This window comes from Pseudomonas sp. HAR-UPW-AIA-41 (genome assembly GCF_002304225.1).
Lineage (GTDB): Bacteria > Pseudomonadota > Gammaproteobacteria > Pseudomonadales > Pseudomonadaceae > Aquipseudomonas.
Genome location: NZ_NSLB01000003.1, coordinates 120,371 through 134,233, shown reverse-complemented (window position 1 = coordinate 134,233; position 13,863 = coordinate 120,371). Strand labels below are relative to the sequence as shown.

General features: G+C 65.1%; 13 protein-coding genes and 1 pseudogene. 10 read left to right on the top strand and 4 right to left on the bottom strand.

What is annotated here, in order from left to right; all coding sequences use genetic code 11:
* Positions 1 to 169: 169 nt before the first annotated feature.
* Positions 170 to 823 carry an HAD family phosphatase gene (locus CK486_RS07865; RefSeq protein WP_095939742.1) on the top strand — a complete coding sequence of 218 codons (654 nt, stop codon included), beginning with the start codon at positions 170 to 172 and terminating at the stop codon, positions 821 to 823.
* Between the two features lie 48 nt (positions 824 to 871).
* Here CK486_RS07865 and CK486_RS07860 read toward each other — a convergent pair whose 3' ends face one another.
* Entirely contained in the window at positions 872 to 1,312 is a 441-nt protein-coding gene (locus tag CK486_RS07860; protein ID WP_095939741.1) for a DUF2269 family protein, read from the bottom strand.
* A 10-nt stretch (positions 1,313 to 1,322) separates the two neighbouring features.
* The gene (gene ilvA, locus CK486_RS07855; RefSeq protein ID WP_095939740.1) at positions 1,323 to 2,837 is read right to left on the bottom strand and encodes a threonine ammonia-lyase, biosynthetic; all 1,515 of its coding nucleotides are present in this window, start codon (positions 2,835 to 2,837) and stop codon (positions 1,323 to 1,325) included.
* Positions 2,838 to 2,977: 140 nt separating this feature from the next.
* Here ilvA and rpiA point away from each other — a divergent pair, with 140 nt between their 5' ends.
* Positions 2,978 to 3,652, top strand: a complete 675-nt coding sequence (gene rpiA / locus CK486_RS07850) for a ribose-5-phosphate isomerase RpiA (protein ID WP_095939739.1) — start codon at positions 2,978 to 2,980, stop codon at positions 3,650 to 3,652.
* 49 nt (positions 3,653 to 3,701) lie between these two features.
* Here rpiA and CK486_RS07845 read toward each other — a convergent pair whose 3' ends face one another.
* Entirely contained in the window at positions 3,702 to 4,619 is a 918-nt protein-coding gene (locus CK486_RS07845; RefSeq protein WP_095939738.1) for an SdiA-regulated domain-containing protein, read from the bottom strand.
* Between the two features lie 104 nt (positions 4,620 to 4,723).
* Here CK486_RS07845 and CK486_RS07840 point away from each other — a divergent pair, with 104 nt between their 5' ends.
* The 8 genes and pseudogenes from CK486_RS07840 (at position 4,724) to CK486_RS07805 (ending at position 12,994) form a co-directional block, all read left to right on the top strand.
* Positions 4,724 to 5,734 (top strand): AraC family transcriptional regulator, encoded by a 1,011-nt coding sequence (locus CK486_RS07840; RefSeq protein WP_256574385.1) that lies wholly within the window; start codon positions 4,724 to 4,726, stop codon positions 5,732 to 5,734.
* A 128-nt stretch (positions 5,735 to 5,862) separates the two neighbouring features.
* Complete coding sequence (ubiM, locus tag CK486_RS07835) at positions 5,863 to 7,035, top strand: 5-demethoxyubiquinol-8 5-hydroxylase UbiM (RefSeq protein WP_095939736.1); 1,173 nt, start codon at positions 5,863 to 5,865, stop codon at positions 7,033 to 7,035.
* A gap of 70 nt (positions 7,036 to 7,105) precedes the next feature.
* Positions 7,106 to 7,900, top strand: a complete 795-nt coding sequence (locus CK486_RS07830; RefSeq protein WP_095939735.1) for a transporter substrate-binding domain-containing protein — start codon at positions 7,106 to 7,108, stop codon at positions 7,898 to 7,900.
* Positions 7,901 to 8,054: 154 nt separating this feature from the next.
* Positions 8,055 to 9,104 carry an ABC transporter ATP-binding protein gene (locus CK486_RS07825; protein WP_095939734.1) on the top strand — a complete coding sequence of 350 codons (1,050 nt, stop codon included), beginning with the start codon at positions 8,055 to 8,057 and terminating at the stop codon, positions 9,102 to 9,104.
* Entirely contained in the window at positions 9,101 to 10,012 is a 912-nt protein-coding gene (locus CK486_RS07820) for an ABC transporter permease (RefSeq protein WP_095939733.1), read from the top strand. The genes CK486_RS07825 and CK486_RS07820 overlap by 4 nt, the downstream gene beginning before the upstream one ends.
* Positions 10,009 to 10,797 carry an ABC transporter permease gene (locus CK486_RS07815; RefSeq protein WP_095939732.1) on the top strand — a complete coding sequence of 263 codons (789 nt, stop codon included), beginning with the start codon at positions 10,009 to 10,011 and terminating at the stop codon, positions 10,795 to 10,797. Before CK486_RS07820 ends, CK486_RS07815 begins: the two co-directional genes overlap by 4 nt.
* A 27-nt stretch (positions 10,798 to 10,824) precedes the next feature.
* Positions 10,825 to 11,862, top strand: a pseudogene (locus CK486_RS07810) (extracellular solute-binding protein); the annotation flags it as partial.
* Between the two features lie 97 nt (positions 11,863 to 11,959).
* On the top strand, positions 11,960 to 12,994 hold the full coding sequence (locus tag CK486_RS07805; protein WP_095939730.1) for a histone deacetylase family protein: 1,035 nt from the start codon (positions 11,960 to 11,962) through the stop codon (positions 12,992 to 12,994).
* Between the two features lie 60 nt (positions 12,995 to 13,054).
* Here the strand turns inward: CK486_RS07805 and CK486_RS07800 are convergent, their stop codons facing one another.
* Positions 13,055 to 13,720, bottom strand: a complete 666-nt coding sequence (locus CK486_RS07800; protein WP_095939729.1) for a fumarylacetoacetate hydrolase family protein — start codon at positions 13,718 to 13,720, stop codon at positions 13,055 to 13,057.
* Positions 13,721 to 13,863: the final 143 nt, after the last annotated feature.

The window sequence follows — 13,863 nt, the reverse complement described above, 5'->3', positions numbered from 1 at the left end:
CACCTCAAAACACATATGCAAGGCATTGTTCCACAAAGGCCGCTGCCGCAGCAATGCAGGCTCCCGAGGCTGTGCGGCAAGCCCGAAAGCCCAGCCGGAACGGGCATCGCCAGTGCTTTTGCCTTATCCTGTGCGCCCCGTTTCTTCTTTATGACAAAGGTTCCCCGACGTGCGCCTGGCCCTCTTCGATCTCGACAACACCCTGCTCGCCGGTGACAGCGACCACAGCTGGGGCGAATTCCTCTGCCAGCGCGGCCTGGTCGACGCCGCCGAGTACCAGGCCCGCAACGATGCCTTCTACGCCGACTACTGCGCCGGCAAGCTGGATGTGGTGGCCTACCAGAACTTCAGTCAGGCCATTCTGGGCCGCACGAACATGGCCCAGCTGGCGCAGTGGCACCGCGAGTTCATGGCCGAGGTGATCGAGCCTATCATCCTGGCCAAGGGGGAGGCCCTGCTCGACCGGCACCGCGACGCGGGTGACAAGCTGGTAATCATCACCGCCACCAACCGCTTCGTCACCGGCCCGATCGCCGAGCGCCTGGGCGTGGACACCCTGCTGGCCACCGAGTGCGGCATGCAGGACGGCCGCTACACCGGACAGATCACCGGCACTCCCTGCTATCAGGACGGCAAGGTGACGCGCCTGAACCAGTGGCTGGCAGAAACCGGTCTGAGCCTGGAAGACAGCTATTTCTACAGCGACTCGCGCAACGACCTGCCACTGCTGCAGGTCGCCGCCAACCCGGTGGCGGTCGACCCGGACGACGTCCTGCGCGGCATCGCCACCGAGCGCGGCTGGCCGGTGATCAGCCTGCGCTGAAACGCAAACGGGGCGCCTTGAGCGCCCCGTTTCTTGTGCCGCCAGTCCTCAGACCGGCTTGGCGCCCATCAGGCCCATGATGGCCAGCAGCAGCACGATGTACTGCAGGGCATAGGCCGCCGTCATCATCACTAGGCGCGGCGAGGCCGGGGTTTCACCGAGCGCTTCCCAGGCTGCCAGGCGACCGCGCAGCAGCACCGCCATCACCATCATCATGACAAACAGCACGCCGCTGGCCAGCAGCCAGGTCTGGCCCAGCGGGATGCCGGCCAGGTGCGCCAGCCACCAGCCGGTGACCGGCAGGCTCAGCGCCAGCAGGCCCAGCGCCGGCAGGCTGTAGCAGCGGGTGACGCGCAGCTTGCGCGTCAGCGCCGCGGCATCGCCACTGCGGTAGGCCTTAAACAGCATGAACACATGCGCCAGCATGCCCAGCAGCAGCAACAGGGCCGGCAGGCTGTGCGCCGCCTTGATCAGGGTGTAGTACTCCACATCTCTCTCCTTAACCGAGGAACAGTTTGTAGGCCGGATTATCGGTCTCGTCCCAGTACGGGTAGCCGATGGCATCCAGCGCGGATGGAATCAGGTGACGCTCGTCATGCGGCACTTGTAACGCTGCCAGCACGCGACCATCTGCCGCACCATGGTTGCGGTAGTGGAACATCGAGATATTCCAGCGCCCGCCGAGTTTGGTGAGGAAGTTGAACAGCGCGCCCGGCCGCTCGGGGAACTCGAAGCGGAACACGCACTCGTCCGGCACCGCCGCCGCATGGCCGCCGACCATGTGGCGGATATGCAGCTTGGCCAGCTCGTTGTCGGTCAGATCGAGCACCGGAAAGCCCTGGTCGCGCAGCCCCTGCACCAGCGCCGCACGCGGGTCGTTTTCCGGGTGGGTTTGTACGCCGACGAAAATGTGCGCCTCGCCGTCGGTGTGGTAGCGGTAGTTGAACTCGGTGATCTGGCGCTTGCCGATGGCCTCGCAGAAGGTCTTGAAGCTGCCCGGCTGCTCGGGAATGGTCACGGCGATGATCGCCTCGCGCTTCTCGCCCAGTTCGGCGCGTTCGGCCACATGGCGCAGGCGGTCGAAGTTGATGTTGGCGCCCGAGTCGATGCCCACCAGCACCTTGCCCTGCACGCCCTCGCGCTCGACGTACTTCTTGATCCCGGCCACCGACAGCGCACCGGCCGGCTCGGTGATCGAGCGGGTGTCGTCGTAGATGTCCTTGATCGCCGCGCAGATCTCGTCGGTGCTGACGGTGATCACCTCGTCGACATAGTCCTTGCACAGCTCGAAGGTGTGCGCGCCGATCTGCGCCACCGCCACGCCGTCGGCGAACAGCCCGACGCTCGGCAGCACCACGCGCTCACCGGCGGCCATGGCCGCCTGCAGACAGTTGGAGTCATCCGGCTCGACACCGATCACGCGGATTTCCGGGCGCAGGTATTTGACGTAAGCCGCGATGCCGGCGATCAGGCCGCCGCCGCCGCAGGGCACGAAGATGGCATCCAACTGGCCCGGCTGCTGGCTGAGGATTTCCATGGCCACGGTGCCCTGGCCGGCGATCACCAGCGGATCGTCGTAGGGGTGGATGTAGCTGTAGCCCTTCTCCTCCACCAGCTTGAGCGAGTGTGCCAGCGCCTCGGGGAAGGCATCGCCATGCAGCACCACCTTGCCGCCGCGCGAACGCACGCCCTGCACCTTCAGTTCCGGCGTGGTGCGCGGCATGACGATGGTCGCCTTCACGCCCAGATGCTTGGCGGCCAGCGCCAGCCCCTGGGCATGGTTGCCGGCCGAGGCAGTGACCACACCGCGCTCCAGCTCCTCGGGGCTGAGCTGAGCCAGCTTGTTGTAGGCGCCGCGAATCTTGAACGAGTACACCGGCTGCAGATCTTCGCGTTTCAGCAGAATCTGGTTGCCGGTGCGCTCGGAGAGCTGACGGGCAGGCTGCAGGGGCGTTTCCACGGCGACATCGTAGACGCGCGAGGTGAGGATCTTCTTCACGTACTGTTCGAGCATTGCGGCAGTTCACTGGCTGGCGGGCGGAATGCGCCAGTCTACCCAGCCGAACCGCGCCCGACCACAGACAATGCGGGGTTTTCAGCGGTCGATCGGGCTATAATCGCCGCCCGGTTTTCCATTTTCTTGCGCGGTGCAGCATGACCCAGGATCAACTCAAGCAGGCCGTGGCCCAGGCAGCCATGGATTTCATCCGCCCCAAGCTCACAGAAAAGAGCGTGGTCGGCGTCGGCACCGGCTCCACCGCCAATTTCTTCATCGACGCGCTGGCTCAGCACAAGATGGACTTCGACGGCGCCGTGGCCAGCTCCGAAGCCACCGCCGCGCGCCTCAAGGCCCACGGCATTCCGGTGTATGACCTCAACAGCGTCGGCGATCTGGAGTTCTACGTCGACGGCGCCGACGAGAGTGACGAACACCTGCACCTGATCAAGGGCGGCGGCGCCGCCCTGACCCGCGAGAAGATCGTGGCCGCCGTGGCGCAGACCTTCATCTGCATCGCCGACGAGAGCAAACTGGTGCCGGTACTGGGCGCCTTCCCGCTGCCGGTGGAGGTCATCCCCATGGCCCGCAGCCATGTCGCCCGCCAGCTGGTGAAACTGGGCGGCGACCCGGTTTACCGCGAAGGCGTGGTGACCGACAACGGCAACATCATCCTCGACGTGTTCAATATGGAGATTCTCGACCCGGTGGCACTGGAGCGTGATATCAACGCCATTGTCGGCGTGGTCACCAACGGCCTGTTCGCCGCCCGCCCAGCCGACCTGCTGCTGCTCGGCACCAAGGACGGCGTGAAGACGCTCAAGCGCGACTGAGCGCTGAGACAGCCCGAACCGGGCTACCCGTTGGAACTGAAAAGGCCGGCTATTTGCCGGCCTTTTTCGTGAAGCGGTAGAACAGGTTCGGCTCGCTGACCAGATACAGCTCGCCGGCTTCGTCCATCGCCAGCCCCTCGGCCTGCGGCACGCTGCGTTTCAGCCCGTGCATGCCGCGCAGCAGCGACAGGGTGCTGATCGGCCGGCCATCGACATCCAGCTCGACCACCAGCCGCGACTCGTCGGACAGTGCCAGCAGGTGACCACTGCGCTCATCGAACTGCAGGCTGGACAGATCGCGCACAAACAACCGGCGGTCGCGCTTGAGGTCATCGGCCACGTGCAGGTTCAGGCGCTGCTCGCCGCTGGGAAAACCGGTGATTTCCAGAATGCGCAGCGGGTCGCGCTCCTTGGCCACAAACAGGCGCTGCCCCTGGCTGTCGTAGGCCAGCCCCTCGAAGCCCTTGTTGCCGTTGAGCCCCAGCCCCAGCGACAGCTGCTCGCTGTCGGCCGCATCCAGCCGGCGCGTACGCTCATCGACATGTACCTTGAACAGACGCTGGGCACGCTCATCGCTGATCACATAGGTGCCCGGCGCGATGTACTCCACCGCTTCGGCATCCCCAAAACCGGCCAGCGCAATACGCCGCAGCACCTGCCCGTCCAGCGACAGCTCGATCAGCTCGGCCTTCTGGTTGGTCACGGTAAACAGGCTGCGCCGATCCGGGTCGTAGGTCAGCGCCGAAACATCGTCTTCCAGGCCGGCAATCGGCTGCGCCTCAATCACCACCTGATAGTCCGGCAGCCACAGCGAGCGCTCACGCCACTCGGCGGCGTGGCGCCATTCTTGCACTGCAAACCAGCCGCGCTCGAACACTCGCCACTGCTGGCCCGCCCACAACAACGGCAAGACCACCAGCAACAGGCCGGCAATCCGCACGGCACGAGACTTGAACAGCAACGGCATGGTTCCACACTCCCAGAGTCAGCGCGGCATGATTACCACAGTCTGCTGAACGGCAGCTGAATGGTGTGTGACCAAAGGTACCAAAGGCACGGAGCCTGATGAGCATGTCACTGTTACCGGAACAGCGCACCCTCACCACCCTGCATACCGTCACCCTGGCGACCCAGATGCTCGGACGTACCGGCATTGCCAGCGAACGTCTGCTCGATGGCAGCGGCATTCGCCCGGATGAGCTGGACAACCCGGCGCGGCTGATCTGCCACGCTCAGGAGCTGCAGGTACTGGCCAATGCCCTGAACTGTACACGCGACCCGGCCCTCGGCCTGCTGCTCGGCCAGCGCATGCATGTCTCGGCCTACGGCATGCTCGGCTACACCCTGCTGGCCAGCCCGACCCTGGGCGATGCCCTGCAGCTGGCCATCGACCATCCGGCACTGCTCGGCAGCTACTTCCAGCTCACCCTGCAGCATGAAGACGACGAAGTACGCCTGGTCGCCAGCGGCTACCGCTATGCACCGGAGCTGACGGTATTCAACACCGAATTGTGCCTGGCCTCCATGCTCACCGTCATTCAGGACCTGCTCGGCGAGGCCGTGCGGCCACGCCGCCTGCTGCTGAGCTACCGGCCACCACTGCATGCGGCCAGCTACAGCGAAAAGCTCGGCTGCCCGGTGGAATTTGGCGCTGGCAGCAATGCTCTGTGCTTTACCCCTTCACTGCTCAAGCGCGCCCTGCCCCTGGCCGACCCGGTGAGTTTCCAGCACGGCCTGCAGCAATGCCTGCAGCTGGAGGCCCAGTTTCACAGCCGCCAGGACCTGCGCGAGCTGATCCGCCAGCAACTGGCCAGCGACATCAGCCAGTGCACCAGCCTGGAGCGTGTGGCCGCGCGCCTGCACCGTTCGGCACGCACCCTGCGCCGCCACCTGCAGCAGCTCAACACCAGTTTCCAGCACCTGCTCGACGAGGTGCGTTACGACAAGGCCCGTCAGCTGCTGCTGCACACCGACCTGCCGATCTACCTGATCGCCGAACAGCTGGGCTACAGCGAGACAGCCAGCTTCCGACACGCCTTTCAGCGCTGGAGCGGGCTGACCCCGAGCAACTTCAGGCGCTAAGGCGCTGCACGACTGAACCCCTGCGACGACCCGCCGCAGCGCGGCATGCACTTCCATGATCCGGCGCAAGGTTTGTCGCCAGTGCCCTGCCTAGACTCCCGGCATCTGTCTGTGCGGAGTGCTGCCCCATGAATTTCGATGTCGCCATCATCGGCGCCGGCCCGGCCGGTCTGTGTCTGGCACGCGCCCTGTCAGGCCATGGTCTGTCCATCGCCCTGATCGAACGGCAGGCCGAAGAGCACCTGCGCGAAGCGGAATTCGACGGCCGCGAGATCGCCCTCACACACGCCTCCCAGCACCTGCTGGAAAAACTCGGCCTGTGGCAGCGCCTGCCGGCAGAAGAGGTCGCCGTCCTGCGTGACGCGCAGGTACTCAACGGCCCCTCGCTGTTTGCCCTGAAGATCAACGCCGAACAGGCCGGTGCCGAGCGCCTCGGTCATCTGGTGGCCAACCAGGCCATCCGACGCGCCGCCTATGCCGCTGTCAGTCAGTGCGCCGATGTACAGCTGCTGAGCGAAACCCAGGTACGCGCCATTCGCCACAGCCCGACTCAGGTGGAGATCGAACTAGGTGAAGGCCGCCTGCTCCAAAGCCGTCTGCTGGTGGCCGCCGACAGCCGCTTTTCGGAAACCCGCCGCCTGCTGGGCATCGGCGCGCAGCTCAAGGATTTCGGCAAGACCATGCTAGTCTGCCGCATGCAGCATGAACAGGACCACCAGCAGGTGGCCTGGGAGTGGTTCGGCTACGGCCAGACCCTGGCCCTGCTGCCGCTCAATGGCCGCTGCTCGTCGGTGGTACTGACCCTGCCGCCGCGGGACATCGAACGCCTCAAGGCGCTGGACGAAGACACCTTTGCCCGCGAGATGGAGCAGCGTTTCGACCGCCGCCTCGGCGCCATGCAGCTGATCAGCAGCCGGCATGCCTATCCGCTGGTCGGAGCCTATGCCCAGCGCCTGATCGGCCCGCGCTGTGCGCTGATCGGCGATGCCGCCGTCGGTATGCACCCGGTCACCGCACACGGCTTTAACTTCGGTCTGGGCAGCGTGCAGCGGCTGGCCGATGCCGTACTAACCGCCCACGGCAAGGGCCGTGACATTGGCGCAACCAGCGTGCTGGAGCGCTACCAGCGCCAGCATCGCCTGGCGACCTGGCCGCTGTACCAGGCCACCAACCTGCTGGTCGGCCTGTACACCGACGACCGCCTACCCGTGCGCCTGCTGCGCGGCGCCGGCCTGCGCGTGGCCCAGGGCCTGCTGCCGCTGAAGAAGGGCATTGCCCGCCACCTGACGGCCGGAGGCTGACGCGCCGACGAGGCAACGGCACCCCGTACCTCTGTCTACACTGCAATGACAGAACAACATGAGGTTGCCGATGCCACGCCTGCTGCCCCTGCTGATGCTATTGCTGAGCTTCCAGAGCACGGCAAGCGAGCGCTGTACGCCGCTGGAAATCACTGCGGGCGAGTGGCCTCCCTACCTGTCCCGCGACCTCCCCGAGCAGGGAGTGATTGCCCACCTGATCCGCGACCTGTTGCGCGCCGAAGGCTACTGCGTGCAGTTCAAGTTCCTGCCCTGGCCCCGGGCCTATGCCGAGGCCGCCGCCGGCAAGCAGGCTGCAACGGCCATCTGGATGCACAAACCGGAACGGGAAGCCGACTTCCTCTACAGCGATGCGCTGCTGGACGAACAGTTTGTCATTTTCCACCTGCGCTCACGCGCCTTCGACTGGCAGACCCTGGATGATCTCCGCGGCCTGCGGCTGGGCGGCGGACTGGAATACAGCTACGGGCCGGAGTTTGACGCCGCCATCGCCGACGGCCGACTGCAGATGGAGCGCGTGTCGAGTGACCAGCAGAACTTCGACAAGCTGCTGCGCGGGCGCATCGACCTCTACCCGCAGGAGATCAACGTCGGCTACTTCTCCCTGCGCCAGTCCTTCCCGCCCCGCAAGGTCGCGGCCATTACCCATCACCCCAAGGTCCTGCTGAAGAACCAGAGCTTTCTGCTGTTTCCGAAAGCCAAACCGGAAAGCCAGGCGCTGCGCAGCCAGTTCAACCGCAGGCTGGCGGACTTCCGGCAGCGCGACCTGATCGGCCCCTACTTTGCCGACCTGCGCGCCGGCCGCTACCAACCCGTATCAACCCAGCCACCTGAGACAAATCCCTGAACAGGGCCACACATAATGGCCACATCTATCCCCTTTTGACCGCATCTATCGTTTTTCCCGCCCCGGCACGCTGACAGAATCGGGACAGCCTCGCCAATTCTCTTGGCGCAAGAATAAAAACCAATAAATACAATTGGTTAGGGAGCAATAGCGGATGAGCAGCGCGATTTCGATCGAATCCCTGAGCATGGAGTACGGCATTCCCGGCAGCGGCCACAAGGCGCTGGATGACGTCTCGCTGGAAATCCGCGACAACGAATTCTTCACCCTGCTGGGCCCCTCGGGCTGTGGCAAGACCACCCTGCTGCGCCTGATTGCCGGCTTCGAACAGCCCAGCGCCGGCATCATCCGCCTGTATGGCGAGCCTATGCAGGACCTGCCGCCGTTCCGCCGCCCCGTCAACACCGTATTCCAAAGCTACGCCCTGTTCCCGCACATGACGGTGGCGCAGAACATCGGCTTCGGCCTAGAGATGCAGGGCAAGCCCAAGGCCGAGATCGCCGCCACCGTCGAGCGCATGCTGGCGCTGGTCAAACTTCCCCATGTGGCCGACCGCCGCGCCGATCAGCTGTCCGGCGGCCAGCAGCAGCGAATAGCCCTGGCCCGCGCGCTGGCCAGCCGGCCCAAGGTGCTGCTGCTGGATGAGTCCCTGTCGGCGCTGGACATGAAACTGCGCAAGGACATGCAGATCGAGCTCAAGCGCCTGCAGGCCGAGACCGGCATCACCTTCATCTTCGTCACCCACGATCAGGAAGAAGCCCTGACCATGAGCGACCGCATCGCGGTGATGAGCCAGGGGCGCATCCTGCAGGTCGGCTCGCCCACTGAGATATACGAGGCGCCGGTCAACCGCACCGTGGCCGACTTCATCGGCGAAACCAACTTCCTCACGGCCGATGCCTTCGCCAGCGGCGTGCGCCTGGCCGACGGCCAGTTGCTCAGCGCCGTCAGCCCGACACCGGGCCCGGTGACACTGGCCATTCGCCCGGAACGCATCAGCCTGCAGGACAACGGCGATCTGCAGGGAGAAGTGGAGGAAGTGGTGTACATCGGCACCGATACCCTCTACCTGCTCAAGGTCGCCGGGCAGTCGGGCTTCCGCGTGCGCCAGCAGAACCGGCTGGGTGCCGCCCAACCGCTCAAGCGCGGTGATGCGGTGCGCATCGACGTGCCCTCCGCCGCCATCCGGGTGCTGGCCGAATGAGCACGCCACGCCAACTCGCGGCGCGCCGCCAGCTGCTGCGCCGGCTCGGCCTGATCACGCCGAGCATGCTGGTTCTCGCGGTTTTTCTGGTCGCCCCGCTGGCCATCATGCTGCTGGTGTCCTTCCTCCAGCCCGGCGACTACGGCGGCGTGAAATGGGGCGAGTACTCGCCCGAGGCTTACATCAACTTTTTCTATGAGCGCGACCTGGACGACAGTCTGGTGTTCAACACCGACTACCTGGGCATCTTCCAGCGCTCCCTTGGCCTGGCCGTGATGACCACCCTGGGCTGCCTGCTGATCGGCTTCCCCACCGCCCTGTACCTGGCGCTGCAGAGCGAGAAGAAGCGCAACCTGCTGCTGTTTCTGGTCACGGTGCCGTTCTGGACCAACCTGCTGGTGCGCGTGTATGCCTGGATTCTACTGCTGCGCAACGGCGGCCTGGTCGACAGCGGCCTCGGCCTGATCGGCCTGGGCGATGGTGCGCTGGGCATCCTCTACACCAATACCGCGGTGATGATCGGCCTGCTCTATACCTTCCTGCCGTTCATGGTGCTGCCGATCTACACCAGCCTGGAGAAGCTCGACTGGCGCCTGGTGGAAGCGGCCTTCGACCTCGGCGCCAACCGTTTCCAGGCCCTCAGGCGGATCATCCTGCCGCTGGCGCTACCGGGCATGCTAGCCGGCACCACGCTGGTGTTCATTCCGGCGCTGGGCAACTACATCATTCCCGAGCTGCTGGGCGGCGGTAAGGCGCTGATGATCGGCAACCTGGTGCAGCTGCAGTTCGGCTCGGCGCACAACTGGCCGCTGGGTTCGGCGCTGGCCTTTGCCCTGTTCAGCCTGGTGCTGCTGGCGTTGCTGTTCAACGGCCTGCGCCAGCGCCGCAGCACGGAGGTGCGCGTATGAACCTGCAAGGTCCACTGTGGCGTTTCACCGGGGTACGCCCGGCCGCCTGGGTGTTCTTCGCCTTTCTCTACATCCCGATCCTGGTGCTGGTGGCGCTGAGCTTCAACAGCGGCCAGTCGGCCACCTTGTGGCAGGGTTTCAGCCTCAAGTGGTACAGCGTGGTGGCCAATGACGCGGAGATTCTGCGTGCGGCGAAGAACTCACTGATCGTCGCCACCCTCGCCACCCTGATCTCCACCTGCCTGGCCACCCTCGCCGCGCTGGGCATGCACGGCACGCGCTTTCGCGGCCAGGGGGCCATTCAGGGCGTGCTCGGTCTGCCACTGCTGGTGCCGGACATCGTCTGCGCCGTGGCCATCCTGATGTTCTTCGCCTTTATCGGCCTGAAGCTGTCGCTGCTGACCATCCTGATTGCCCACATCGTGTTCTGCACGCCCTTCGCCTACCTGCCGATCCGCGCCCGCCTGCAGGGCATGGACCCACGCCTGCTGGAGGCCGCCGCCGACCTGTATGCCTCGCCGTGGCGGGCCTTCTGGCGGATCAGCTTCCCGCTGCTGCTGCCGGGCATCCTCTCCGGGGCGATGCTGGCCTTCATCATCTCGATGGACGACTTCGTCATCACCTACTTCGTCGCCGGGGCCGGCTCGACCACCCTGCCGATCTACATCTTCAGCTCTATCCGCATGGGCATCTCGCCGAAGATCAATGCCATTTCGACGATCATGCTCCTGATTTCCATCGCTTTCGTCGCACTGTCCTACTACATCGGCCAGCGCAAACGCTGAGCCTCACCCCACGCAAGGAGCCAGACCATGATCCGTCGCACCCCGCTCGCGCTGTCCGTTCTGCTCGCCATGGGCCTCACCGGCACCGCCCAGGCCGCCGGCACCCTCAACTTCGCCAACTGGTCGGACTACTACCCGCCGGAGCTGCTGAAGAAGTTCGAGGCCGACACCGGCATCAAGGCCACCCTGGATGCCTACGACTCCAACGAAACCCTGCTGGCCAAGCTCAAGGCCGGCGGCGGCAACTACGACGTGATCGTGCCGTCCGACAGCTTCATCCAGATCATGGTGCAGGAAGACCTGCTGCAGAAGTTCGACAAGAACCAGCTGCCCAACCTGAAGAACCTGGCGCCGACCTTCCAGACCCTCGACTTCGACCCGGGCCACGACTACACCGTGCCCTACCTGTGGGGCACCACCGGCTACAGCTACGACGCCAAGGCCGTTCCAGGCGGCGTGGTTGAAGAGAGCTGGAAGGCCTTCTTCGAGCCGCCAGCCGAACTCAAGGGCAAGGTGGTAGCGCTGAACTCGGCCGACGACCTCTATCCGCCGGCGGCGCGCTACCTGGGCATCGATGCGTGCACCGAGGACCCGAAGGAAGCCAAGAAGATTCAGGACCTGCTGCTCAAGCAGAAGGACATGCTGGCCATGTACAACAGCGACGGCACCATCGAGCGCATGGCCGCCGGCGAAGTGGCCATGCACCAGCAGTGGAACGGTGCCTTCCACCGCGCCAAGGAGCAGCGTGACAGCCTGGTCTACGTCTATCCGAAGGAAGGCATCAGCGCCTTCATCGACAACTTTGCCATCCCCAAGGGCGCCAGCAACGTCAAGGAAGCCCACGTCTTCATCAACTGGATGATGCAGCCGGAAAACATCGCCGCCGCGTCCAACTTCGCCAAGTACAACAACGCCATCGCCGGCGCCGAGCAGTTCATGGACAAGGCGCTGTTCGAGGACCCGGCCATCAACACGCCGAAAGACAAGCTCGACCGCCTGCGCCCCTTCCAGCTGTGCTCGCCGAAGGCGCTGAAGCTGCGCAGCACGGTTTGGACCAAACTCAAAAATAAATCCCTCACCCTGCCCCCTCCCCCACAAAGGGGGGGGGAGGGAACCTCGACGACCTGATTCACGGGCGCAGAACGCGCCCGGGGAGCCCCTCATGCTAACGATTTACAGCGACGACCATCACCTGCACCACGGTGCTGCCGAACTGATCGATGGCACCTTCAAACCCTGCTTCGAGATGCCCAGCCGCGCCGACATGGTGCTGGCCCGCGCCAAGGCGGTGAACCTGGGCCCGATCGCCGCGCCCCGCGAGTTCGGCCTCGACCCGGTACGCCGCGTGCACAGCGAAGGTTTTGTGCGTTTCCTGCAGAACGCCTGGAGCGACTGGACTGCTCTGGGCCGCAGCCACGACATGCTGCCGATGACCTGGCCGGTACGCCGCCTGCGCGACGTCGAACCCGACACCATTGACGGCAAGCTGGGCTACTACAGCTTCGACGCCGGCGCGCCCATCACCGCCGGCACCTGGAAAGCCATCACCGCCTCGGCCAACGTGGCGCTGACCGGCCAGGCCGAACTGGCCAAGGGCGCGCGCGGCGTGTTCTCCCTGTGCCGACCGCCGGGCCATCATGCCGCCGCCGACTACATCGGCGGCTACTGCTACCTGAACAACGCCGCGATTGCCGCCCAGGCCATGCTCGACCAGGGCGCCAGCCGGGTCGCCATCCTCGACGTCGACTACCACCACGGCAACGGCACCCAGGACATCTTCTACGACCGCGGCGACGTGCTGTTCACCTCGATCCACGGCGATCCGCGCTTCGAGTACCCGTACTTCCTCGGTTTTGCCGACGAGAAGGGTGTGGGCGTGGGGGAAGGCTTCAACTTCAACTACCCGCTGGCCGCCGGCAGCGACTGGTCGGTATGGAGCCTGGCGCTGGCCGCCGCCTGTCGGCAGATCGCCGCCTACGGCGCCGACGCGCTGGTAGTGTCGCTGGGCGTGGACACCTTCAAGGAAGACCCGATCTCCCAGTTCAAGCTGGACAGCCCGGACTACACGCGCATGGGTGAAATCATCGGCCGGCTTGGCCTGCAGACCCTGTTCGTCATGGAAGGTGGTTACGCGGTGGAAGAGATCGGCATCAATGCCATCAACGTGCTGCAGGGCTTCGACAGCACCCAGCGCTGAACGCGCCGCAACAAAAAGGCCCGGCAATTGCCGGGCCTTTTCACTGGAGCGGAGTCGTCTTTACAGCACGCGGGTGCTGAAACGGCTCAGCCCCACCAGCTCGATGTCCAGTTGCTCGCCGCTGGCGAGCGGGCCGACGCCGGCCGGGGTGCCGGTGGACACCACGTCGCCCGGCTGCAGGCTGAAGTGGCCGGCGATGTGCTGGATCAGGCCGATGATCGGGTTGAGCATGTCACGGCTGTTACCGTCCTGACGCAGCTGGCCGTCGATGGACAGGCGGATGCCGATGTCGCGCACATCCTCCACAGCATCCGCAGCCACGAACGGTGCCAGCACGTAGGCGCCGTCGAAGCTCTTGGCCAGCTCCCAGGGCAGGCCCTTTTCCTTCAGCTTGGCCTGTACGTCACGCAGGGTCAGATCCAGTGCCGGGGCATAGCCGGAGATGGCATCGCGCACCTCCTCCTCGGAAGGCTGCTTGGACAACGGTTTGCCGATCAGCACGGCAATCTCCGCCTCGAAATGCACCGCGCCGCGGTCCTGCGGGATGGCGAAGCTGTCATCCAGCGCCACGGTGCAGCTGCCCGGCTTGATGAACAGCAGCGGCTCGGTGGGGATCGGATTGTTCAGCTCGGCGGCATGCTCGGCGTAATTGCGCCCGACACAGACCACCTTGCCCAGCGGGAAGTGGATCGGCGTGCCGTCGGTGTAGTGGTGCTGGTAACTCATTGCGGCTTCTCCAATTGCAGGGCGCAGTTTAAAGCGTCGCGGGCGAAGGTCAGGCTAGGCGGCGGAGTCGGGAAAAAGCGGAGTTGGCTAGTGCCAATGAGCATTTTTCCCGGCTGCGCCAACGCAGCATGGCGCGCGAAGCC